Origin of the sequence: Hydrogenophaga palleronii, assembly GCF_031457455.1 — a bacterium.
Taxonomy (GTDB): domain Bacteria; phylum Pseudomonadota; class Gammaproteobacteria; order Burkholderiales; family Burkholderiaceae_C; genus Hydrogenophaga; species Hydrogenophaga palleronii_A.
This window is the reverse complement of the sequence record NZ_JAVDWU010000014.1, coordinates 19,865-42,876: the sequence shown is the minus strand read 5'-3', so window position 1 is coordinate 42,876 and position 23,012 is coordinate 19,865. Positions and strand designations below refer to the sequence as shown.

The following is a 23,012-nucleotide window of genomic DNA, read 5'->3' as shown; positions in this document are numbered from 1 at the left end:
ACAGGATGAGCCTCATGAACAACTGGACCGACGTGGCCGCCGAGGCCGATCTGTTTGAAGGCGCAGGCATTCCGGTGGCACCGGGTGGACGCAACATCGCCTTGTTTTCGGTGGATGGCGAGGTGTTTGCCACCGACAACCTTTGCACCCACGGCAATGCGAGCCTGTGCGATGGATTCATTGAGGGGCATGAGATCGAATGCCCTTTCCACCAGGGCAGATTTGATCTGCGTACCGGTGCCCCCACTTGCGCGCCGGTCACCGAAGCCATCAAGGTGTGGCCGGTGAAGGTGGAGGGTGGCCGGGTGTTTCTAGATTTGGCTTGAGGGCAATCGCTCCAGCAACATCGCATCGCCGTAGCTGAAGAACCGGTAGCGCTGCGCAATCGCATGCTGGTACAGCGCCATCACGGGATCAAAGCCGGCAAAGGCACTCACCAGCATCATCAGCGTGCTCTTGGGCAGGTGGAAGTTGGTCACCAACAGGTCCACCACGCGGAAGTCAAAACCCGGGGTGATGAAGATGTTGGTGTCGCCCGTGGTATCGCCGCTGCGGGCCCAGCTCTCCAGCGTGCGCACGGTGGTGGTGCCCACCGCCACCACGCGACCGCCACGCGCGCGGCAGTCGGCAATGGCTTGAACGGTCTCGGCAGGTATGGCGTAGCGCTCGTGGTGCATCACGTGTTCTTCGATGCGCTCGGTCTTCATGGGCGCAAAAGTGCCGGCCCCCACGTGCAGCGTCACGTTTGCCCGTTGCACGCCGCGCGCATCCAGTGCGGCCAGCACGCCTTCGTCGAAGTGCAGGGCGGCGGTGGGGGCGGCCACGGCACCGGGCACACGGGCAAACACGGTCTGATAGCGGCGCTCGTCTTCGGCGTCGTCCGTGTGGGTGATGTAGGGCGGCAATGGCACATGGCCGTGGCGGGTCATCAGCTCATACGGCGTTTCACCGGTCGGACCTTGCAGGCGCAGCCGGAACAGCTGGCCTTGCTCGTCAGGCCAGCGGCCCAGGAACTCCGCGTCAAAACCCCCACCCTGCAGCCCGCCGGCCATGAGCAGCCGGCCGCCGGGCTGGGGCTTCTTGCTCACGCGCAGGTGGCCCACCACTTCCTGTGCCGACCCGTCCAGCGCTTCGTGAGGCAGCAGCACGCGCTCGATCAGCAGCTCCAGTTTGCCGCCCGAATGTTTCTCACCAAACAATCGCGCCTTGACCACCTGGGTGTCGTTGAACACCAGCAGGTCGCCGGCGTTGAGCAGATCCGGCAGTTCGCGAAAGATGCGGTCCTCGGGCGGGAGCGCGCGGCCGTCGAGCAGCCGGGACGCACTGCGCTCGGCAGCCGGGTGCTGCGCAATCAGATCGTCGGGCAGGGAAAAATCGAAATCGGCGACCGTGAAGGTGCGCGCAGCGGAAGCGGGGGAAGACATGCGGCTTGAGGGCCGGACAGGCCCGTTCCAAGTGAAGAGATGAAGGCGTCGATTGTCGCAGTTCGGCGGATCGGATTCAGCGCGGCCGGTACATGCGGAACAGCTGTTCGGGGCCGATGCTGAAGTAGTCGGCCGGGCCGCCGCCGCGCAGGATGTGTCCGGCATTCGCCGTGTCGTAGACGCCGTCCTTCAGCAGGTGCTGCGCGATGTGTACGCCCACCACCTCACCCAGCACCAGCCAGCTGTCAATGGGCGTGCCCGCGGCCGATGTCAGGCGCACGAGTTGTGACAACCGGCACTCAAAGCTCACCGGGCTTTCCAGCACGCGCGGAGCAGCCACGACGCGTGAGGCCACCGGCGTGAGCCCGGCCAGCGCAAATTCATCCACATCGGGTGGCACCTGTGCGCAGGTCTGGTTCATCTGCTCGGCCAGCGGGCGCGTCACCAGGTTCCACACGAACTCGCCCGTTGCCTCCACATTGCTCACCGAATCTTTGTGGCCAATGCTGCAGAAGCCCACGATGGGCGGCACGTAGTTGAAGGCGTTGAAAAAACTGTAGGGGGCCAGGTTGAGCACGCCGTCGGCGCCGCGTGTGGAAATCCAGCCGATGGGGCGCGGACCGACAATGGCATTGAACGGGTCGTGCGGCAGGCCGTGGCCCTGGGCGGGTTCGTAGAAGTGGGTGGGTTCCATTGGGGGGTGCCGGGCTCTTTGAATGTGCAATGCTAGGCCATGGTTGCAAGGCCTGCACATGTTGGAGCATTGGCTGAGGCGGGCGCTCGTCCCCGGCCGGGCACAATGCGCCCATGCCCGCCCCAGCCGAAGGCAAAGCCGCTCCACCCACGCTCTCCGCGCCCCAGAAAGCCCTGCGCAAGCTGGGTCTGGAGCGCGCCATCGACCTTGCGCTGCACCTGCCGCTGCGTTATGAGGACGAAACCCGCGTGGTGCGCCTGGCCGATGCGCGTGAAGGCGACGTCGTGCAGGTGGAGGGCACGGTCACCCACAACGAAATCACACTGCGCCCGCGCCGCCAATTGCTGGTGACACTGGACGACGGGTCCGACACTTGCACGCTGCGCTTCTTCACCTTTTACCCTTCGCACCAGAAAGCGCTGGCGGTGGGTACCCGGGTGCGGGTGCGCGGCGAGATCCGCGGCGGCTTCATGGGCCGCAGCATGATGCATCCCGCGTTTCACGCCGCAGGCGGTGCCTTGCCCGACGCCTTGACGCCGGTCTACCCCACCAGTGCCCAACTGCCCCAGGCCTACCTGCGCAAGGCGGTGGCCGGCGGCTTGCAGCGTGCCGATTTGAGCGAAACGCTGCCGCCTGAGCTGCTGCAGAGCCTGCAACAGAGCTTGAGCGGACTGCGCGCACCCTTGACCTCGCTGCGCGAGGCGCTGTTCTATCTGCACCACCCCAGGCCCGACGTTTCGATGGCCGCGCTGGAAGACCGCAGCCACCCCGCCTGGCAGCGCCTCAAAGCCGAAGAGCTGCTGGCGCAACAGCTGTCGCAGCTCATGGCCAAGCGCGAACGCGATGCCTTTCGCGCGCCGGCATTGACCACCCGGCCCGGCGGCCTGCACGAACAGCTGCTGGGTGCGCTGCCGTTCGCCTTGACCCCCGCCCAGCGCCGGGTGTGCAAAGAAATCGCCACCGACCTGGCCCGCCCCGTGCCCATGCACCGCCTGCTGCAGGGTGACGTGGGTTCCGGCAAGACCGTGGTGGCCGCTTTGTCTGCCGCGGTGGCCATCGATGGCGGTTGGCAGTGTGCGCTGATGGCCCCCACCGAAATCCTGGCCGAACAGCATTTCGCCAAGCTCATCGGCTGGCTGGAGCCGCTGCTGGCGCCCCTGGGCAAGCGCGTGGCATGGCTCACCGGCAGCCAGAAGAAGAAGCAGCGCACGGAAATGCTGGCGCTGATTGCCAGCGGCGAGGCCGCGCTGGTGGTGGGCACCCACGCGGTCATTCAGGAGCAGGTGCAGTTCCGCAACCTGGCATTGGCCATCATCGACGAACAGCATCGGTTTGGCGTGGCGCAGCGCTTGGCGCTGCGCGCGAAGACGACGCCGGACGCCGTCCAGGGCCACGGCGGAACCGGCTTCGCCGGGCCGCAGGGTGGCGCCCCCTTGAGGGGGGATGCGGCCACACGCAGTGAGCAAGCGACGGGGGTGGAGCCACACCTCCTCATGATGACCGCCACGCCCATCCCGCGTACCCTGGCCATGAGCTATTACGCCGACCTCGACGTGTCCACCATCGACGAATTGCCGCCGGGGCGCACGCCCATCGTCACCAAAGTCGTGTCCGATAGCCGCCGAGCTGAGGTCATTGAACGCATCCGCGCCCAGGTGGCGCAGGGGCGGCAGGTGTACTGGGTGTGCCCACTGATCGAAGAGAGCGAGTCGATCGATCTCACCAACGCCACCGCCACGCACGCCGAACTCAGTGCGGCGCTCAACAGCCCTGCAGTGCTTTTCCGAGGAGAGGAACGCGTGTCCAAGGCTCCCGAGGGTCCGGCTTTGCCGGCCCAAGGGCGCGTCCCCCCTCCCAGCGCCGAGGGCGCGCCAGAGAGGGGGGAAGCCGCGTCAGCGGCGCAGGGGGGGGCTACTGTTACCGTGGGCCTGCTGCATTCGCGCATGCCGGTGGCAGAGAAAAAGGCCGTGATGTCGCTCTTCACCAGCGGGCGCATGGGCGTGCTGGTGTCCACCACCGTGATCGAAGTGGGCGTGGACGTGCCCAATGCCTCGCTGATGGTGATCGAGCATGCCGAACGCTTCGGCTTGAGCCAACTGCACCAGTTGCGCGGCCGGGTGGGGCGCGGTGCCGCGGCGTCGGCCTGCGTGTTGATGTACACGCCACCCGATGGCGGGCGATTGGGCGAAACCGCGCGCGAGCGCTTGCGTGCCATGGCAGAAACCCACGATGGTTTCGAAATCGCCCGGCGTGATCTTGAAATCCGTGGACCCGGGGAATTCCTGGGCGCTCGTCAGTCGGGTGCGGCGCTGCTGCGCTTTGCAGACCTGGCCACCGACACCCACTTGCTCGCCTGGGCGCGCTCGGCCGCGCCCGTGATGCTGGCCGAGCACCCGGATGCAGCGCAGAAGCACGTGGCCCGCTGGCTCGGCGCTCGCAGCGAGTACCTCAAGGCCTGAGCAACTGCGCCAGCTTTGGTGCGGTCCGGGCAGGGGGCAGGGCGAAAAAAGCCCGCCTTGTCGGGCGGGCTGTCTGTCGGTCCGGGCGTGGCCAGCGATCAGATCGGCGACCAGGGGTCGTTCGTTTCCATCTGATTGGGGTAGCCCTGAGCGTCACGTGGCGCTTGTGTGCCCTTGTAGAGCAGGCCGTTGTTGACCCAGAGCAAGACCTTGCCGATCACGACGGGACCCGATGTGGTGGTGAAGGTGGCTTTGTCCACTTCCACATTGCCAATCCGCTTGCTGCCGTCAAGGCTCACCGTGCCCCGACTGGTGAACAGCGCAGTGCGTGGACCGCTGCAGTTCGGGGTTTCGTATTCGGCGGTGTTCTGGGTGAAGTTCAGGGCAGTTGCACCCGTTTTCGCCAGCACCAGGCCCGTGAACTGGGACTTTCCGCCCGGATAGGCGGGGTTTTCGCCCGCAGCATAGTCTTCCTTGCACTCGGTGCGCCAACTGCCCACGTAGGTGTCGGCCTTCTCGCCCGGGGTTGAGCCCGAACCGTTGTCGTCACTGGAACTGCTGCTTGAGCCGCCGCCACAGGCGACCAGAAGCATGGCAGCGCTGGCACAGGCCAGCAGGGACATCCGGGTGTTCATGGGCGGGGAATCCTTGTGAATGTGGAGGTGGCACCGGGTTCGGGCCAAGGCATGCGCCGAAGTATAGAAGAGTCGACAAGGAAGACTGCCGGGGTGCGGCTTTTGTCAGCCATTCACTCATGGCGCAAAATGCGCCCATGACGCTGACCGAACTCAAGTACATCGTGGCCGTGGCTCGTGAGCGCCATTTCGGAAAAGCGGCCGAGGCCTGCTTCGTGTCGCAGCCCACGTTGTCGGTGGCCATCAAGAAGCTGGAAGAAGAGCTTGAACTCAAGGTGTTCGAGCGCAACGCCAATGAAATCGCGGTCACGCCGCTGGGTGAAGAAATTGTGCGGCAGGCACAGACGGTGCTGGAGCAGGCCGCCGCCATCAAGGAAATTGCCAAGCGCGGCAAGGACCCGCTGGCCGGGCCGCTGCGACTGGGCGTGATCTACACCATCGGCCCCTACCTGCTGCCCGACCTGGTGCGTCAGGTGATCGACCGCACGCCGCAGATGCCACTGATGCTGCAGGAGAATTTCACCGTCAAGCTGCTGGAGCAGCTTCGCCTGGGCGAGATCGACTGCGCCATCCTGGCCGAGCCTTTTCCAGACACCAACCTGGCCATCGCGCCGCTGTACGACGAACCCTTTCTGGCCGCCGTGCCGCACACCCATCCACTGACCAAGCAGAGCTTCATCACCACCGAAGAGCTGAAGAAGGAGACCATGCTGCTGCTGGGCACCGGCCATTGTTTCCGCGATCACGTGCTGGAGGTGTGCCCGGAATTTGCCCGCTTCAGCAACGACACCGAGGGCATTCGCAAAAGCTTTGAAGGCTCTTCGCTGGAAACCATCAAGCACATGGTGGCTGCCGGCATGGGCATCACCCTGGTGCCGCGCTTGTCCGTGCCGGGCTCGGCGCTGGAAGGTGCGAGCAATGCCGGGCAGGATTTTGGCGATTCCTCCTATGTGCGCTACCTGCCCTTCAAGGGTGAAGCGCCCACCCGCCGCGTGGTGCTGGCCTGGCGGCGCAGCTTCACCCGCTACGAGGCCATCGCCGAATTGAGAAACGCCATCTACGCCTGCGAGTTGCCAGGCGTCAAACGCCTTTCCTGAATTTTTTCTTCAACCTTTCCCAGGAGTTTTCCATGGCCAAAGCCACCGGCAAAGTCGCAGCGCCCACCATCAACATCGGCATCGGTGAAAAAGACCGCGCCGCCATCGCCAAGGGCTTGTCCAAGCTGCTGGCCGACACCTACACCCTGTACCTGACCACGCACAACTTCCACTGGAACGTGACCGGCCCGATGTTCAATTCGCTGCACGCGATGTTCATGGCGCAGTACACCGAACTGTGGAACGCGGTGGACCCGGTCGCCGAACGCATTCGCTCACTGGGCCACCCTGCGCCCGGCAGTTATGCGCAGTTCGGCAAGCTCAGCTCGGTGCCCGACGCACCGGCTACGCCCCCCAAGGCCATGGAAATGGTGCGCATTCTGGTGCAGGGCCATGAAGCGGTTGCCCGCACCGCGCGCGAGCTGTTCACTGTGGTCGACAAGGCCGGTGACGAGCCCACGGCCGATCTGCTGACCCAGCGGCTGACGGTACACGAGCAGACGGCTTGGATGTTGCGTTCGATCCTGGAGGATTGACCCACCACCCCCGCGCAGGGATTACGCCCACCCCCGCGCCGCGCCGAAGGCGCGTCACCCCCTCAAGGGGGCGATGCCTGCGGCCTGGCAGAGCCAGTTCCGCGGCATCTCTGGATGGGGCACTTCGCTCCGGAGATGCTGCCGGTTGTATGTGGTTGATTGCTCGACTGTTTGTTCTTTCATGGTTGCATCCACGGCCCCCGCGCCTTCGCGGCTTGCTCTTTATCTCGACCTGATCCGCTGGAACCGGCCGGCGGGGTGGTTGCTTTTGTTGTGGCCGTCTTTGTCTGCCCTGTGGGTGGCGGCAGACGGGTTTCCTGGGTTGCATCTGCTGCTGGTGTTCGTGCTGGGCACCATCCTCATGCGCAGCGCGGGCTGCTGCGTCAACGACGTGGCAGACCGTGAATTCGACAAGCATGTGAAGCGCACCGCCCAGCGGCCAGTGACCAGCGGGCGCATCGGGGTGAAGGAGGCGCTGGCGGTGGGTGCGGTGCTGGCGTTCGCGGCGTTTGTGCTGGTGCTCACCACCAACCTGGCCACCATCGCGTGGTCTGGCCTGGGGTTGGTGCTGGCCATCGTCTACCCGTACGCCAAGCGGCTGGTCTCCATGCCGCAGGCGGTGCTGGGCGTGGCGTTCAGCTTTGGCATTCCCATGGCGTTTGCGGCGGTCAACGGTGGGCCGTTGTGGGAGCTTTCTTCGTTCGCCACCGCGTGGCAGGCACCCGGGTTCTGGCAAGGCGTGTGGCACAGCGTGCCACCCATGGCCTGGGTGCTGATGCTTGGCAACCTGTTCTGGGTGATCGCCTACGACACCGAATACGCCATGGTGGACCGCGACGACGATCTCAAGATCGGCATGAAAACCTCGGCCATCACCCTGGGCGACTTGGACGTTCCCGTCGCGATTGCCTGCTACCTGGTGTACCTGGGCATCTGGAGCGCGGTGCTCTGGGGCGCCGTGAATCCCTGGGTTTGGAGCGCCACGCTACTGGTGGCACTGGGGCACGTGGTCTGGCATTTCACATTGATCAAAGACCGCACCCGAGAGGGTTGCTTCAAGGCCTTCCGCATCAACCACTGGCTGGGGTTTACGGTGTTTGTGGGCGTGGTGCTCGGGTTGGTTTGAGCCAACTCGAATGGTGGTTCAAGGCTCACCGCCGGCACGCTCAGGCGTTGCTGGGGGCCAATGGTTCGTCCGCCGCCGCGCCGGCTTCAGGCATCACGTAAACGACAGCGCGGCTGCGACCAAGCACAGGCGATACGACAGCTTCATAGAACGCCACCGGCACCACCACACAGCCGGCCGATACGCGGCGCGCTTGCGGGTCAGCCGAGGCCAGGCGCGTCGCGCGGTGCTGCTGCGACGGTCCTGGGCGCAATCGGTGGATAGCCAGCGCGCTGTCGTAGTCGATCCAGACCACGGATTCGCCCCCGAGGTTGCGGCCAGGCTGGGAGACGAATCGGCCTGCTGTGGTCACCCGGTCGCCCTTTCGCAGTTGTCCGCTCTGGGTACGTTCCCCTACGCCCGGCACGGCCCGGTCGCCATAGTCCGCCCCCAGCAGCACCGGCGTGGAGCCGACGAGTTGGCCGTTGCCCAGGAAGACCGTGAGCACGGCCGCCTTTTTGTCGACGACAGCGAAAGGCAGGCCTCCGTGGTCTGCAGAGGCAATCACCTGTCGGGCCAGCGCCAACGCATCGACAGCTGGCATGTTGGGTGATGGCGCGGCCCCTGCCGACAGGGCCGGCCCGCCAAGCAGGGCGACGAATAGCGCGACTGTGAGCCCAGAGATCGAGAACCGCATGTTGCAAAGCCACCGCATATAAACGCGGAAGGGCTTGCACCTCCCGCGACTGCCACGAATGACGACCCCGAAAGACCGCCGTGTGGACAAATGCTATTGGCCCTGCAGGATGGCAAGGCGAGCAAAAGCAGGCGAAAGGCAGCGCAAATGCGTCTTCAGTCCAGGGGGGCATTCATCGTAGGGCGCCACAGCAACTGCTCTGGGACATTCAAAAAAAATCAAGGGCTTCCAAAACCTCGTGCCGTAGGGTCGGCCCGGTCTGGGTCAAAGTTGATGCGACTGGCTTACTTCGCCGCCAAAGTTCTTACGACTGGACCTCCGGCCCTTATTCATCGAGCCAAACCTTCTCGTTATCGAGTCAGTAACGGAAGTTGCTATGCGCAAAGCGGTCGACTACGCCGTTGCTGCTGGCCTCGTCAGGAACCTAGTAGCCGAGTAGGTGCCTTCGTCCGCTTCGGGCCGAGGCTGTGTGAAAACGCGCGTGAGGTTCTTGACTTGCAGGCATGCTCAAAAATCGACCGCTCAGATCGGCCATAAAGGAGGAGCCAAGGGCAAGGCCCTTGGCGGGGGACAGCCGCAGAGCAGAGCACACTGCGTCCGCGAGCCGCGCGAGGTCAATTGCCGAATTCGCGGCCGAGTTCTTCGGCTCGTTTCTGAGCGGCGAACAGCGCCTCTTCGAATTTGGCTTTCACACCTGCCGCTTCCATCGAGGTGAGCGCCGCGTAGGTCGTGCCGCCCTTGGAGGTCACGCGCTCGCGCAAGGTTTGCGGCGGGTCTTCCGAGCGCTGGGCCAGCGTGGAGGCGCCCACGAAAGTGCCCACCGCCAGTTGCAACGCCACTTCAGGCGGCAGCCCCATGCGCGCACCCGCGTCGCGCATGGCCTCCAGGAAATAGAAGACATAGGCCGGGCCTGATCCCGAGATCGCGGTCACGGCGTCCAACTGTTCCTCCGACGCCACCCACACCAGCTCGCCCGTGGTTTTCACCACGGTCTCGACCAGCGCCCGGTCGGCCTCGCTGGCACCTGCGCGGGCAAACAGCCCTGTCATGCCCAGGCCCACGAGGGCAGGGGTGTTCGGCATGGCGCGCACAATGCGCTGCGTCTGTAACCAGTTGGCCATGCTCTCGCTGGTGATGCCGGCGGCCACGCTCAGGTGCAGCGCGCCCGACAAATGCGGCTGGCTGCTGGTGGCTGCCTCCTTGAACGTCTGCGGCTTCACCGCCCAGACCACGAGGTCTGATGGCCGCAATTCCGGGCCAGCGGCAGCCAGCACCGCAACGCCAGGAAACTGCTGACCCAGCTTGACGCGCTGCTCGTCCCAGGGCTCAACGATCTGCAGTGCGTTGACGAGATGCCCTTGACGCAACAGACCGCCAACAATGGCACTCGCCATGTTGCCGCCGCCGATGAAAGTGATGGTGGGATGGGTAGAAGTGTTCATCTCGCGATTGTCGCTGGAGGAAGACAACACAAGGCGAGCACCGAACGGAACTCGACGAGGCGTCCGGAGCGAAGTGCACCAGTCCAGGGGCACCAAGGAACCGGCTTTGCTGGGCCAAGGTGCCGCCCCCCTCCCAGGGGGGCTGAGGGCCGCGGCTCCAAGTCTGCCTGCGCAGACTTGGACAGCCCGAAGTGACACCGGCTCTGACGGTGTCGCGGCCTGCAAGGCACGCGAAGCGGCGCGGGGGGTGTGGCGGCTAGGCAGCCACCGTCTGACGTACAGCATGCTCCCACTGCGCCATCTTCTCCGCCGCCCGTTCGCGCGACAGCGTGGGGTGAAACGTGCGTTCGGCCTTCCACTGGTTCGACAACTCTTCCAGCCCGGCATACAGCCCGGTGTGCAGACCCGCCAGGTAGGCCGCCCCCAGTGCCGTGGTCTCGATCACGGCCGGGCGCACCACCGGAATGCCCAGCAGATCCGCCTGGAACTGCATCAACAAGTCGTTCACGCAGGCACCACCGTCCACCCGCAACTCGCTCACGGGTACGCCACCAGCGGCCACGGCGTCGCGGCTCATGGCGTCCAGCAGGGCGGCGCTCTGGAAGGCGATACTCTCCAGTGCCGCTCGCGCAATGTGGGCCATGGTGGTGCCGCGCGTGAGGCCTGTGATGGTGCCGCGCGTGTCGGGCTGCCAGTAGGGTGCACCCAGCCCGGTGAAGGCCGGCACCAGCACCACGCCGCCGGCGTCCGGCACGCTCTCGGCCAGTGCCTGTACCTCGCTGCTGGACTCGATGGCCCGCAGGCCGTCGCGCAGCCACTGCACCACCGCGCCGCCGATGAACACACTGCCTTCCAACGCGTACTGCGGCTTGCCCGGTGGCTGGGCGGTTGCGGTGGTGATCAGGCCGTTCTGGCTCACCTGGAACCGCTCGCCGGTGTGCATCAACATGAAGCAGCCGGTGCCGTAGGTGTTCTTGGCCATGCCGGCGTGAAAGCAGGCCTGGCCAAACAGCGCACTTTGCTGGTCGCCGCCCACGCCGGCAATCTCCAGTGGCGCACCCAGCCACTCGGCACCCATCTGACCAAAATGCGCACTGGATGGCAGGGCTTCAGGCATCAGACTGGCGGGCACGCCCAGCAGCGTCAGCATCTCGTCGTCCCATCGGCGCGTGTGCACATTGAACAACATCGTGCGCGAAGCATTGGTGATGTCGGTCACGTGGCGCGCCCCACCGGTGAGCTGCCAGATCAGCCAGCTGTCCACGGTGCCGAAGGCCAGTTCGCCGCGCTCGGCCTGGGCTCGAACACCGGGCACGTGGTCAAGGATCCACTTCAGCTTGGTGCCTGAAAAATAGGCGTCGATGCGCAGGCCGGTTTTTTGTAGCACCGTGTCAGACAGCCCCTGTTCGCGCAGGGCCGCACAGGTGTTTTCGGCACGACGGTCCTGCCAGACGATGGCGTTGTAGACCGGTTCTCCGGTTTTGCGGTTCCACACCAACGTGGTCTCTCGCTGGTTGGTGATGCCCACGGCGTGGATCTGATCGGCGCGCAGACCGGCCTGTTTCAGGGCTTCACGGGCCGTGGCCAGCTGCGTCTGCCACAGGTCCATCGGGTTGTGCTCCACCCAGCCGGGCTGGGGGTAGATCTGCGGAAATTCACGCTGCGCCATGGTCACGACGCGGCCTTCGCGGTCGAACACGATGCTGCGGGAGCTGGAGGTGCCCTGGTCCAGGGCCAACAAGTAGGTCATTGCGGTTCTCGGAAAAAAATGTCAAGGGGCTTCGGGGTCTGCGCCGCAGAGCACGCATTCCACGTTGCCCAGTGCCATGAGTTCATCGAATGGGGCCGGGGGCGGCTGGTCGGTGAACAACACATCGATGTCGTCCAGTCGCGCGAGTTCCACCATGGCCGGGCGGTTGAATTTGCTGTGATCCGCCGCCAGCCAGACCTCGCGCGATTGTTCGACGATGGTGCGTGCCACCTTCACTTCGCGGTAGTCGAAGTCGCGCAAGGTGCCATCGGCCTCGATGCCGCTGATCCCGATCAGCCCGATGTCGACCTTGAACTGGCGCATGAAATCCACCGTGGCTTCGCCCACGATGCCCTGGTCGGCGCTGCGCACCTGACCGCCGGCCACGATCACCTCGCAATCCGGGTGCGTACTCATCAACGAGGCAATGTGCAGGTTGTTGGTGATGACGCGCAAGCCCCGGTGGTGCTGCAGCTCGTGCGCCACCGCCTCAATGGTGGTGCCGATGTTCATGATCAGCGAACAGCCGTTGGGCACGCGCTGCGCCACCGCCCGGGCGATGCGGGTCTTGGCGGCGGACGACATGCGCTGGCGCTGCCGGTAGGCGATGTTCTCGGTGGTGGAGCCGGGCAGGCGCACGCCGCCGTGAAAGCGCGAGAGCAGGCCGGCTTCGGCCAGGCGCTGCACGTCGCGCCGCACGGTTTGCAGGGTCACGCCAAAGCGATCGGCCAGGGCCTCGATGGTTTGCGGCCCACGGGCGCGCACGTCATCAAGCAGCTGCGTGTGACGCGGATTGAGGTTCATTCGATGAAGTCAAAAAGAAGACAGCCCGAACATAACGGAAAACAAAAATCACCGGCTCAGGGTAAATACCGAATAAAAAAGAACATAAACGAACAATAGAATCGCTCAAACGAAACGGCACACCGCGTTTGGGCGTGCGTTTTTTCACACTGGGACTCGAATGCAGCTTTCTCTGGAGCAAGTGGGCAAGACCGTGGGGCCTTCTGTCCACCTCTATCCCCAAAGCCTCACCCTGGTGCCGGGCGCCGTCACGGTGCTGCTGGGCGCCACGCAGGCCGGCAAGACCAGCCTGATGCGCATCATGGCTGGGCTGGACGTGGCCAGCACCGGGCGGGTGGTGGCTGATGGCTTGGACGTGACCAGGGTGCCGGTGCGCCAACGCAACGTGGCCATGGTCTACCAGCAGTTCGTCAACTACCCCTCGATGACGGTGGCGCAGAACATCGCCTCGCCCATGAAGCTGCGCGGCGAGCGCGACACCGACCGCAAGGTGCGCGAACTGGCCGCGCGCCTGCACATCGAAATGTTCCTGGACCGCCTGCCGGCCGAACTCTCTGGCGGCCAGCAGCAGCGCGTGGCCCTGGCGCGTGCCCTGGCCAAGGGTGCACCGTTGATGCTGTTCGACGAACCCCTGGTGAACCTGGACTACAAGCTGCGCGAAGAACTGCGCGAGGAACTCACGCAGCTGTTCGCCACCGGTGACTCCACTGTGGTCTACGCCACCACCGAACCCGGTGAGGCCTTGCTGCTGGGCGGATACACCGCGGTGATGGACGCTGGCGAACTGCTGCAGTACGGCCCCACCGCCGAGGTGTTCCATTCACCCCAGAGCATCCGCGTGGCGCGCGCCTTCAGCGATCCTCCCATGAACCTGATGGCGGGTGAAGTGGTGGAGGGCGGTGTTCGCGTGGGCGGTGATGTGGTGTGGCCGCTGGCGTTGCCGTCCGACGCGCCGCGCCTGCTCACCCTGGGTGTGCGTGCCGGCGGCCTGCGGATTCAAGCGAGGGCAGGGGACGTACCGTTGCCAGGGCGCGTGGAACTGGCCGAAATCGCCGGCTCCGACACCTTCGTGCACGTGCACACGGCCGTGGGCGAACTCGTGGCCCAGCTCACCGGCGTGCACGACTGCCCGCTGGGCGACCCCATCACGCTCTACCTGAATCCCGAGAGCCTGTTTGTTTTTGACGCCGCCGGCCCGCTGGTGCGGGCCCCGGCACGACCCGGAAAGGCCGTCTGATGGCCCGCATCGAACTCGACCTCGCACACGCCTACAAGGCCAACCCCCAACGGGATGAAGACTATGCCCTGCTGCCTCTGAAGATGACCTTCGAGGACGGCGGCGCCTACGCGCTGCTCGGCCCCTCGGGCTGCGGTAAGACCACCATGCTCAACATCATGTCGGGGCTGTTGCAGCCGTCGCAGGGCTCGGTGATGTTCGACGGCCGCGACGTGACCCGCCTGAGCCCGCAGCAGCGCAACATCGCCCAGGTGTTCCAGTTCCCGGTGATCTACGACACCATGACCGTGGCGCAGAACCTGGCTTTTCCACTGAAGAACCGAAAGGTGCCGGCGGCTGAAATCCAGAAGCGTGTGGGTCGCATCGCCGAGATGCTGGAGATGAGCCACCAGCTCGACATGCGTGCGGCCGGTCTGTCCGCTGACCAGAAGCAGAAGATCTCGCTCGGGCGTGGGCTGGTGCGCTCGGACGTGTCGGCCGTGCTGTTCGACGAGCCGCTGACCGTGATCGACCCGCACCTGAAGTGGCAGCTGCGCCGCAAGCTCAAGCAGATCCACCACGAACTCAAGCTCACGCTCATCTACGTCACGCACGACCAGGTGGAGGCCCTCACCTTTGCCGACGAAGTGGTGGTGATGACGCGCGGGCGCGCGGTGCAGGTGGGCCCGGCCGAAGCGCTGTTCGAGCGCCCGGCGCACACCTTCGTCGGCCATTTCATTGGTTCCCCCGGCATGAACTTCCTGCCTGCACAACACGAGGCGGGAAAGCTACAGGTGCTGAACCAGACCCTGGACGTGTCCGCCGGGCGCGCGCTGCCCGCCGGGCCGCTCACCCTGGGCATTCGCCCGGAGTACCTCGCGCTGTCTGCGGCCGGAGAGGCTGGCACCTTGCCTGCACAGGTCCAGAGAGTGCAGGACATCGGCACCTATCTGATGGTCACCAGCCAGATCGGTGAACACAGCCTGAAATCCCGTCTCTCGCCCGAAGCCGCTGCGCCGTCACCGGGTGACACCGTCCACCTCCAGGTGCTGGGCAGCCACACCTGCTTCTATCAAAACGAGGCATTGGTTTCATGAGCGCTTTGATGGATCGCATCACCCAATCTCGCGCTGCCGTGTGCAGCACGGAGGCACATCCATGAGTACGACCACCAAACCCGTGAACCAGAAAGCCTGGTTCTTGGTGTTGCCCGTCATCATCTGCGTGGCGTTCTCCGCCATCCTGCCGCTGATGACAGTCGTCAACTACTCGGTGCAAGACATCCTGTCGCCCGACCGCCGCATCTTCGTGGGCACCGAATGGTTCACCGCCGTGATGCGCGACCAGGACCTGCACCAGGCTTTGTGGCGCCAGATCCAGTTTTCGCTTGCGGTGCTGCTGGTGGAAATTCCGCTGGGCATTGCGTTGGCGCTTTCGATGCCCGCGCAGGGTTGGAAATCTTCAGCGGTGCTGGTGATCGTGGCGCTGTCGCTGTTGATTCCCTGGAACGTGGTCGGCACCATCTGGCAGATTTTCGGCCGCGCCGACATCGGCCTGCTGGGCTATTACCTGCAGCAGGCCGGCTTCAACTACAGCTACACCGGCAATGCTTCGCACGCCTGGTGGACGGTGCTGGCCATGGACGTGTGGCACTGGACGCCGCTGGTGGCGCTGCTGGCCTTTGCCGGGTTGCGCAGCATCCCCGATGCCTACTACCAGGCCGCCAGCATCGACGGCGCCAGCAAGTGGGCGGTGTTCCGCTACATCCAGCTGCCCAAGATGCGTGGCGTGCTCATGATCGCTGTGCTGCTGCGCTTCATGGACAGCTTCATGATCTACACCGAGCCTTTCGTGCTCACTGGCGGTGGGCCGGGCAACGCCACTACCTTCCTCTCGCAGTACCTCACCACCAAGGCCGTCGGCCAGTTCGACGTGGGCCCGGCCGCCGCCTTCTCCCTCATCTACTTCCTGATCATCCTGCTGTTCTGCTTCGTGCTCTACAACTGGATGCAGAGCCTGGGCACGAACCCCAAGGAGCACGGCCATGACTGAATTTCGTTCAACACAGAAGGAGGTTCTCCATGGTTGAGCGCCGGTTCAGGAAACGCACCCTCTTTCTGTTCGCCTACCTGATCTTCGCCTTGTTGCCCATCTACTGGATGGTCAACATGAGCTTCAAGACCAACCAGGAGATCCTCTCGGCCTTCACGCTCTGGCCGGCCGAGTTCACCTGGGCCAACTACAAAACCATCTTCACCGATCCGTCCTGGTACTCGGGCTACATCAACAGCCTGATCTACGTGGGCATCAACACGGTGATCTCGCTGACCGTGGCACTGCCGGCTGCGTATGCGTTCTCGCGCTACCGCTTCCTGGGCGACAAGCACGTGTTCTTCTGGCTGCTGACCAACCGCATGACGCCACCGGCCGTGTTCCTGCTGCCGTTCTTTCAGCTCTATACCACCATGGGCCTGATGGACACGCACATCGCGGTGGCCATGGCCCACCTGCTGTTCAACGTGCCGCTGGCGGTGTGGATTCTGGAAGGTTTCATGAGCGGCATCCCGCGCGAGATCGACGAAACCGCCTACGTGGACGGCTACAGCTTCCCGCGCTTCTTCTTCACCATCTTCCTGCCCCTGATCAAGGCTGGCGTGGGCGTGGCCGCGTTCTTCTGCTTCATGTTCAGCTGGGTGGAACTGCTGTTGGCACGCACGCTGACCAGCGTCAATGCCAAACCGATTGTGGCCACGATGACCCGGACGGTGAGCGCCAGCGGCATGGACTGGGCCACGCTGGCCGCCGCCGGCGTGCTCACCATCGTGCCCGGCGCCATCGTGATCTGGTTCGTGCGCCACTACATCGCCAAAGGTTTTGCAATGGGGCGGGTGTGATGGCCCACCCCCGATGCGCCTTCGGCGCCTCCCCCTCAAGGGGGCGTCACCCGTGGCCCGGCGAAGCCGGTTCCACAGTGGCCCTGGATTGGAGGCACGGCGATCGCCTGCTCGTGCTTTCGGAACTGTTCACGGAGCTCAAATGATCGAAGTCTGTACACACGCCGCGCCAGAGATTCAAGGGACGCCGCGGAACCGGCTCCGCCGGGCCGCGAGTGTCGTCCCCCCTCTGGGGGGAAGCGCCGAGGGCGCGCAGGGGGGATGCCATGTTTGACTGGATGGTGTGGACCACCCCTGTTGCTGTTTTTTTTACCTGCATCGTGCTCATGCTGATCGGCATGACGGTGTGGGAAATCAAATCGCCCACGATAGAGCGCAAGGGTTTTTTGCCCATGGTCACCACGCGTGGTGATCGATTGTTCATCGGTCTACTGGGCTCGGCCTACATCCACCTGGCATTCGTTGGCCTGTCCGGTTGGGTCGCGCAGTGGTTGTCGCTGGAGCAGGATCCCAGCATCTGGATCGCCCTGGGTATTGCGGCGGTGTGGATGGTGATCGTCATGCGCAAGGGCTGATGCCCGCCAACGCCATTGCCTGATTTCGTGAATTCGGCCCATTGCTTCCCCGGGGCCGAGCCATTCCGTGTCAAACCACCGGGGAAGCGCATCGAAAGAGGAGACGACATGAAATTACGACACACCGCCCTTGCACTGGCAGCCTTGCTGGCCATGGGCTCCCAGGTGACATGGGCCGACGAGGCCGCCGCCAAACGCTGGATCGACAGCGAGTTCCAGCCCTCCACGCTGAGCAAGGATCAGCAGGCTGCCGAGATGAAGTGGTTCATCGACACTGCGGCCAAGCTCAAGGCCAAAGGCGTTCGGGAGATTTCGGTGGTCTCCGAGACCATCACCACGCACGAGTACGAGAGCAAGACGCTGGCCAAGGCGTTCGAAGAAATCACAGGCATCAAGGTCAAGCACGACCTGATCCAGGAAGGCGACGTGGTTGAAAAACTGCAGACCTCCATGCAGTCTGGCAAGTCGATCTACGACGGCTGGATCAGCGACTCCGACCTGATCGGTACGCACTACCGCTACGGCAAGATCATGAACCTGACCGACTACATGGCCGGCAAGGGCAAGGAATACACCAACCCGGGTCTGGACATCAAGGACTTCATCGGCACCAGCTTCACCACCGGCCCGGACGGCAAGCTCTACCAACTGCCCACCCAGCAGTTCGCCAACCTCTACTGGTTCCGCGCCGACCTGTTCGCCCGCCAGGACCTCAAAGACAAGTTCAAGGCCAAGTACGGTTACGACTTGGGCGTGCCCCTGAATTGGAGTGCCTACGAAGACATCGCCGCCTTCTTCAGCGAAGACGTCAAGACCATCGACGGCAAGCCGATTTACGGCCATATGGACTACGGCAAGAAGGATCCCTCGTTGGGCTGGCGCTTCACCGACGCCTGGCTCTCCATGGCCGGCACCGCCGATGTGGGCATCCCCAACGGCAAGCCGGTCGACGAATGGGGCATCCGCGCCTCGGCCGACGGTTGCCACCCGCAGGGCGCTTCGGTGTCGCGCGGAGGGGCCACGAACTCGCCGGCTGCCGTGTACGCGTTGACCAAGTACATCGACTGGATGAAGAAGTACGCGCCCAAGGAAGCCACCGGCATGACCTTCGGCGAAGCCGGCCCCGTGCCAGCCCAAGGCCAGATCGCCCAGCAGATCTTCTGGTACACCGCCTTCACGGCCGACATGACCAAGCCCGGCCTGCCGGTGGTCAATGCCGACGGCACGCCCAAGTGGCGCATGGCGCCCGGCCCCAACGGCCCGTACTGGAAGCAGGGCATGCAGAACGGCTACCAGGACGTGGGCTCGTGGACCTTCTTCGAGAAGCACGACGAGAACAAGACCGCGGCTGCCTGGCTCTACGCCCAGTTCGTGACCGCCAAGACCACCTCGCTGAAGAAGACCATCGTCGGCCTGACCCCCATCCGTGAGTCCGACATCCAGTCCAAGGCCATGACCGACATGGCCCCCAAGCTGGGTGGTCTGGTGGAGTTCTACCGCAGCCCCGCGCGCGTGGCCTGGACGCCTACCGGCACCAACGTGCCTGACTACCCACGCCTGGCCCAGCTCTGGTGGCAGAACGTGGCCGAGGCGGTCACTGGCGAGAAAACGCCTCAGGCGGCCATGGACAACCTGGCCGAGCAAATGGATCAGGTGATGGCCCGCCTGGAGCGCGCCGGCATGGAGCGTTGCGCGCCCAAGCTCAACCCCAAGGGCGACCCCAACAAGTACCTCAGCGACAAGGCTGCGCCCTGGAAGAAGCTGGCCAACGAGAAGCCCAAGGGCGAAACCATCGCCTACGACCAGCTGCTCAACGCTTGGAAGAATGGCAAGGTGCGCTGATCGACAGCGCCTGAGTTTGTAGCAACCAGCCCCTCATGCCGGAACGGCGTGGGGGGCCATCTCCTCATTTCATGAAACGCGCAGAACTGCTTGAATCGCTGTCCCGACAAACCGTGTACGACCTTGTGGTCGTGGGTGGCGGCGCCACCGGGCTCGGGGTGGCATTGGACGCAGCGCTGCGCGGTTTTTCCGTGGTCTTGCTGGAGTCGCACGACTTCGCGGGCGGCACCTCGTCCCGCTCCACCAAACTGCTGCATGGCGGGGTGCGCTATCTCGCCCAGGGCAATCTTTCATTGGTGCGCGAGGCGCTGGCTGAACGCGCCACCGTGCTGCGCATGGCGCCTCACCTGGCGCAACCCCTGCCTTTTGTCATGCCGTCCTACCAGTGGTGGCAGACCCCTTTCTACGGTATCGGCCTCAAGCTTTACGACCTGCTCGCCGGAGCTGCCGGCCTGGGACGGACCGAATTCCTGGACGCCAACAGCACGCGGGCAGCGCTGCCGGGTGTGAATACCCAGCGCCTGCGTGGCGGCGTGAAGTACTGGGATGGCCAGTTCGACGATGCCCGCTTTGCGCTTGGCCTGGCACGGACCGCAGAAGCTGCGGGGGCGGTGGTACTGAACTACGCCAAAGTCACTGCCATTCGCCGTCAGGGCGAGTCCGTTAGCGCCCGGTTTGAAGTGGATGCGTGCGACCACTTCGGAGAAGGCGCTTTCACAGTGGCTGCTCGGTGTGTGGTGAACGCCACTGGTGTGTGGGTCGACGAGGTGCGGGCTGCCACGCAGGGTCAGATCCCGCAGGCGCCGCCCCAGCGCATGGTCAGCCCCAGCCAGGGCGTTCATGTGGTGGTTGACCGCGAATTCCTGGGTGGCGAAGCGGCCTTGTTGGTGCCCAAGACCCCCGATGGCCGGGTGCTGTTTGCCGTGCCCTGGTTGGGCAAGATCGTGCTCGGCACCACCGACACGCCCCGCCAGGACCTGCCCCGTGAGCCGGAGGCCTTCGCCGAAGAACTCGACTTCATTCTGTCTGAAGCCAGCCGCGCGCTCAGTCGCCCGGTGCGCAGGGAAGACGTACGAAGCGTCTGGGTCGGGCTGCGCCCTCTGGTGGCGCCGCCCAAGAACGCGGACGGCACCACCAAGACCCTGTCAAGGGAACACACGATCATCGCCGACCCCAATGGGCTGATCACCGTGACGGGTGGCAAATGGACCACTTACCGCGCCATGGCCGAAGACGTGCTGGAACGTTGTTTCGACGAAGGCTTCCTGCCGGAGAGGCCAGGCGGATTGACCGAACGTCACGCGGTCCTGGGAGCGCCCGGTCCGGGCGCCGCTGCCTCCCCCATCTTTGCTGCGCCTGGCCTGCATCTGTATGGAACCGAGGCTGCCCGGGTCATGGCATGCCCCGGTGCTGACCGCCAGTTGGGCATGGGTCTGACCGAAGCCATGGTGCGATTCGCCACCCGTCATGAATATGCGCAAACCGTAGAAGACGTGCTGTCCCGCCGGTGGCGGGTGTTGTATCTGGACGCCGCCGCAGCTGCTGCCATGGCGCCAGGCGTGGCGGCCATCCTTCGGGAAGAGGGTTGTCCATCCACCGAACTCGAGGCATTCCTGGCGCTCTGCCGCCATCACACGCTGTGTGCCGAGTCAATTTGACACCGGCTTGTTGACGACGGGATAAACCCATGCCATAATTGGCGGCTTCGCTTGAAAAGGCGAGGCTTTCTGCCCACCGAAGCGGGCCACAACAGATTCCTGTGCAATGCAGGATGTTGGGGTTGGCGACGACGGGCCCAAGACTGATCACTCCCGGCCGTGGTGGCGGGGAGGATTCAAGTTGGGACTTAAATCAAATGATCCAAACGCAATCTCGACTCGATGTTGCCGACAACACGGGTGCCAAGTCCGTGATGTGCATCAAGGTGCTCGGCGGCTCCAAGCGTCGCTACGCCAGCGTCGGCGACGTCATCAAGGTCTCCATCAAAGAAGCCGCTCCGCGTGGCCGCGTCAAAAAAGGCGAGGTTTACAGCGCTGTGGTGGTTCGCACCGCCAAGGGCATTCGTCGTCCTGACGGCGCCTTGATCAAATTCGACGGCAACGCAGCAGTGTTGCTCAATGCCAAGCTGGAGCCCATCGGCACCCGCATCTTCGGACCGGTCACGCGCGAACTGCGCACCGAAAAGTTCATGAAGATCGTTTCGCTGGCTCCCGAGGTTCTCTGAGGAATCATCATGAACAAGATTCGTAGTGGCGATGAGGTCATCGTGATTGCCGGCCGTGACAAAGGCAAGCGCGGCAAGGTGGTGCTTCGTGCCGACGACAGCAAGCTGGTCGTCGAAGGTGTGAACATCGTGAAGAAGCATGCCAAGCCGAACCCCATGAAGGGCATCACCGGCGGCATCATCGAGAAGACCATGCCGATCCATCAGTCCAATGTGGCCATCTTCAATGGCGCCACGGGCAAGGCGGATCGCGTGGGCATCAAGCTCCTGGCCGACGGCAAAAAAGTGCGCGTCTTCAAGTCCAGCGGCGAAGAAATCAAGGTGGCATGAGCATGACACGTTTGCAAGACATCTACCGCGACACCGTTGCGCCGAGCCTGGTCGAGAAGTTCGGCTACAAGTCGATCATGGAAGTGCCGCGTATCACCAAGATCACGCTCAACATGGGTGTGAGCGAGGCGGTTGCCGACAAGAAGGTCATGGACAGCGCCGTGGGCGACCTGACCAAGATCGCTGGCCAGAAGCCGGTGGTGACCAAGGCGCGCAAGGCCATTGCGGGTTTCAAGATCCGTGAGCAGCAGCCCATTGGTTGCATGGTGACCCTGCGTGGCGCCCGCATGTACGAATTCCTGGACCGTTTCGTCACCGTGGCGCTGCCCCGGGTGCGCGACTTCCGTGGTATTTCGGGCAAGGCATTTGACGGCCGTGGCAACTACAACATCGGCGTCAAAGAGCAGATCATTTTCCCTGAGATCGAGTACGACAAGGTGGATGCCTTGCGCGGCCTCAACATCAGCATCACGACAACCGCCAAGAGTGACGCAGAGTGCAAAGCGCTGCTGGCCGGTTTCCGTTTCCCGTTCAAGAACTGAGGTGGCGCGTGGCTAAACAAGCACTTCTCCAACGTGAACTCAAGCGCGAAAAGCTCGCCGCCAAGTTTGCCAAGAAATACACCGAGTTGAAAGCAACCGCCAACGACGCCAAAAAGAGCGATGAAGAGCGCGATGCGGCCCGTCTGGGTCTGCAGAAGCTGCCCCGCAACGCCAACCCGACGCGTCAGCGCAACCGCTGCGAGATCACGGGTCGTCCGCGTGGCACTTTCGCCCAATTCGGCCTGGCACGTGCCAAGGTTCGCGAAATGGCCTTTGCCGGTGAAATCCCCGGTATCACCAAAGCCAGCTGGTAAGCCCTAGGAGAACCACAAATGAGCATGAGTGATCCTATCGCCGACATGTTGACCCGCATCCGCAACGCACAGATGGTCGAAAAGGCCGTTGTGACGATGCCGGCTTCCAAGGTCAAGGCCGCTATTGCCCAGGTCCTGAAGGACGAGGGCTATATCGACGGCTTCCAGGTCAAGAGCGCCGACGGCAAGAACGAGCTTGAGATCGCCCTCAAGTACTACGCCGGCCGTCCGGTCATCGAACGCATCGAGCGCGTCAGCCGTCCCGGCCTGCGTGTCTACCGCGGTCGCAACGCCATTCCCCAGGTCCAGAACGGTCTGGGTGTGGCCATCGTCACCACGCCCCAGGGTGTGATGACCGATCGCAAGGCGCGCGCTACCGGTGTCGGTGGTGAAGTCCTGTGTTACGTCGCCTGATGCGGGCATTGAGGAGCA

General features: G+C 64.1%; 24 protein-coding genes. 17 read left to right on the top strand and 7 right to left on the bottom strand.

Annotated features, from left to right (window positions below):
- Positions 1-14: 14 nt before the first annotated feature.
- Positions 15-326, top strand: a complete 312-nt coding sequence (locus tag J2W49_RS23710; protein WP_405001077.1) for a non-heme iron oxygenase ferredoxin subunit — start codon at positions 15-17, stop codon at positions 324-326.
- Here J2W49_RS23710 and queA read toward each other — a convergent pair.
- Both queA and J2W49_RS23700 read right to left on the bottom strand, forming a co-directional pair.
- Complete coding sequence (gene queA, locus J2W49_RS23705; protein ID WP_310321898.1) at positions 312-1,424, bottom strand: tRNA preQ1(34) S-adenosylmethionine ribosyltransferase-isomerase QueA; 1,113 nt, start codon at positions 1,422-1,424, stop codon at positions 312-314. The genes J2W49_RS23710 and queA overlap by 15 nt on opposite strands.
- 76 nt (positions 1,425-1,500) lie before the next feature.
- Positions 1,501-2,118 (bottom strand): flavin reductase family protein, encoded by a 618-nt coding sequence (locus tag J2W49_RS23700; RefSeq protein ID WP_310321897.1) that lies wholly within the window; start codon positions 2,116-2,118, stop codon positions 1,501-1,503.
- A 113-nt stretch (positions 2,119-2,231) separates the two neighbouring features.
- On the opposite strand from J2W49_RS23700, the gene J2W49_RS23695 reads away from it, so the two are divergent.
- Positions 2,232-4,577: an ATP-dependent DNA helicase RecG gene (locus J2W49_RS23695; protein ID WP_310321896.1), complete on the top strand. Its 2,346-nt coding sequence runs from the start codon at positions 2,232-2,234 to the stop codon at positions 4,575-4,577.
- A 98-nt stretch (positions 4,578-4,675) separates the two neighbouring features.
- Here J2W49_RS23695 and J2W49_RS23690 read toward each other — a convergent pair whose 3' ends face one another.
- Positions 4,676-5,212 carry a hypothetical protein gene (locus J2W49_RS23690; protein WP_310321895.1) on the bottom strand — a complete coding sequence of 179 codons (537 nt, stop codon included), beginning with the start codon at positions 5,210-5,212 and terminating at the stop codon, positions 4,676-4,678.
- Between the two features lie 137 nt (positions 5,213-5,349).
- Between J2W49_RS23690 and J2W49_RS23685 the strand changes: the two genes are divergently transcribed.
- The 3 genes from J2W49_RS23685 (at position 5,350) to J2W49_RS23675 (ending at position 7,971) form a co-directional block, all read left to right on the top strand.
- Positions 5,350-6,309 carry a hydrogen peroxide-inducible genes activator gene (locus J2W49_RS23685; protein WP_310321894.1) on the top strand — a complete coding sequence of 320 codons (960 nt, stop codon included), beginning with the start codon at positions 5,350-5,352 and terminating at the stop codon, positions 6,307-6,309.
- 32 nt (positions 6,310-6,341) lie between these two features.
- Positions 6,342-6,845: a Dps family protein gene (locus J2W49_RS23680; RefSeq protein WP_310321893.1), complete on the top strand. Its 504-nt coding sequence runs from the start codon at positions 6,342-6,344 to the stop codon at positions 6,843-6,845.
- A gap of 181 nt (positions 6,846-7,026) precedes the next feature.
- Positions 7,027-7,971 (top strand): UbiA family prenyltransferase, encoded by a 945-nt coding sequence (locus tag J2W49_RS23675; RefSeq protein WP_310321891.1) that lies wholly within the window; start codon positions 7,027-7,029, stop codon positions 7,969-7,971.
- Positions 7,972-8,011: 40 nt separating this feature from the next.
- Here the strand turns inward: J2W49_RS23675 and J2W49_RS23670 are convergent, their stop codons facing one another.
- The 4 genes from J2W49_RS23670 to J2W49_RS23655 form a co-directional block, all read right to left on the bottom strand.
- Entirely contained in the window at positions 8,012-8,554 is a 543-nt protein-coding gene (locus J2W49_RS23670) for a L,D-transpeptidase (RefSeq protein WP_310321889.1), read from the bottom strand.
- A gap of 707 nt (positions 8,555-9,261) precedes the next feature.
- Positions 9,262-10,089, bottom strand: a complete 828-nt coding sequence (gene proC / locus J2W49_RS23665) for a pyrroline-5-carboxylate reductase (RefSeq protein WP_310321888.1) — start codon at positions 10,087-10,089, stop codon at positions 9,262-9,264.
- Between the two features lie 256 nt (positions 10,090-10,345).
- A complete protein-coding gene (glpK, locus tag J2W49_RS23660) occupies positions 10,346-11,839 on the bottom strand; it encodes a glycerol kinase GlpK (protein WP_310321886.1) in 1,494 nt (497 codons plus the stop codon).
- Between the two features lie 21 nt (positions 11,840-11,860).
- Positions 11,861-12,643 (bottom strand): DeoR/GlpR family DNA-binding transcription regulator, encoded by a 783-nt coding sequence (locus tag J2W49_RS23655; protein WP_310321884.1) that lies wholly within the window; start codon positions 12,641-12,643, stop codon positions 11,861-11,863.
- A gap of 160 nt (positions 12,644-12,803) precedes the next feature.
- On the opposite strand from J2W49_RS23655, the gene J2W49_RS23650 reads away from it, so the two are divergent.
- The 12 genes from J2W49_RS23650 to rpsH all read left to right on the top strand — a co-directional run bounded on the left by J2W49_RS23650 (position 12,804) and on the right by rpsH (position 22,994).
- Complete coding sequence (locus J2W49_RS23650; RefSeq protein WP_310321882.1) at positions 12,804-13,880, top strand: ABC transporter ATP-binding protein; 1,077 nt, start codon at positions 12,804-12,806, stop codon at positions 13,878-13,880.
- Positions 13,880-14,956, top strand: a complete 1,077-nt coding sequence (locus tag J2W49_RS23645; RefSeq protein ID WP_310321881.1) for an ABC transporter ATP-binding protein — start codon at positions 13,880-13,882, stop codon at positions 14,954-14,956. Before J2W49_RS23650 ends, J2W49_RS23645 begins: the two co-directional genes overlap by 1 nt.
- Before the next feature lie 61 nt (positions 14,957-15,017).
- The gene (locus J2W49_RS23640) at positions 15,018-15,911 is read left to right on the top strand and encodes a carbohydrate ABC transporter permease (RefSeq protein ID WP_310321880.1); all 894 of its coding nucleotides are present in this window, start codon (positions 15,018-15,020) and stop codon (positions 15,909-15,911) included.
- A 29-nt stretch (positions 15,912-15,940) separates the two neighbouring features.
- The gene (locus tag J2W49_RS23635) at positions 15,941-16,753 is read left to right on the top strand and encodes a carbohydrate ABC transporter permease (protein WP_310321878.1); all 813 of its coding nucleotides are present in this window, start codon (positions 15,941-15,943) and stop codon (positions 16,751-16,753) included.
- A gap of 266 nt (positions 16,754-17,019) precedes the next feature.
- Positions 17,020-17,328 carry a DUF2160 domain-containing protein gene (locus J2W49_RS23630; protein ID WP_310321876.1) on the top strand — a complete coding sequence of 103 codons (309 nt, stop codon included), beginning with the start codon at positions 17,020-17,022 and terminating at the stop codon, positions 17,326-17,328.
- 108 nt (positions 17,329-17,436) lie between these two features.
- The gene (locus tag J2W49_RS23625) at positions 17,437-19,170 is read left to right on the top strand and encodes an ABC transporter substrate-binding protein (protein WP_310321874.1); all 1,734 of its coding nucleotides are present in this window, start codon (positions 17,437-17,439) and stop codon (positions 19,168-19,170) included.
- Between the two features lie 71 nt (positions 19,171-19,241).
- On the top strand, positions 19,242-20,828 hold the full coding sequence (locus tag J2W49_RS23620) for a glycerol-3-phosphate dehydrogenase/oxidase (RefSeq protein WP_310321873.1): 1,587 nt from the start codon (positions 19,242-19,244) through the stop codon (positions 20,826-20,828).
- Between the two features lie 197 nt (positions 20,829-21,025).
- Positions 21,026-21,394 carry a 50S ribosomal protein L14 gene (rplN, locus tag J2W49_RS23615; protein WP_310321872.1) on the top strand — a complete coding sequence of 123 codons (369 nt, stop codon included), beginning with the start codon at positions 21,026-21,028 and terminating at the stop codon, positions 21,392-21,394.
- 9 nt (positions 21,395-21,403) lie between these two features.
- Positions 21,404-21,724: a 50S ribosomal protein L24 gene (gene rplX, locus J2W49_RS23610; RefSeq protein WP_310321871.1), complete on the top strand. Its 321-nt coding sequence runs from the start codon at positions 21,404-21,406 to the stop codon at positions 21,722-21,724.
- Positions 21,725-21,726: 2 nt separating this feature from the next.
- Positions 21,727-22,266, top strand: a complete 540-nt coding sequence (rplE, locus tag J2W49_RS23605; protein WP_310321870.1) for a 50S ribosomal protein L5 — start codon at positions 21,727-21,729, stop codon at positions 22,264-22,266.
- A gap of 8 nt (positions 22,267-22,274) precedes the next feature.
- On the top strand, positions 22,275-22,580 hold the full coding sequence (rpsN, locus tag J2W49_RS23600) for a 30S ribosomal protein S14 (RefSeq protein ID WP_304914143.1): 306 nt from the start codon (positions 22,275-22,277) through the stop codon (positions 22,578-22,580).
- 18 nt (positions 22,581-22,598) lie between these two features.
- A complete protein-coding gene (gene rpsH / locus J2W49_RS23595) occupies positions 22,599-22,994 on the top strand; it encodes a 30S ribosomal protein S8 (RefSeq protein ID WP_204735158.1) in 396 nt (131 codons plus the stop codon).
- The last annotated feature ends 18 nt before the right edge of the window (positions 22,995-23,012 follow it).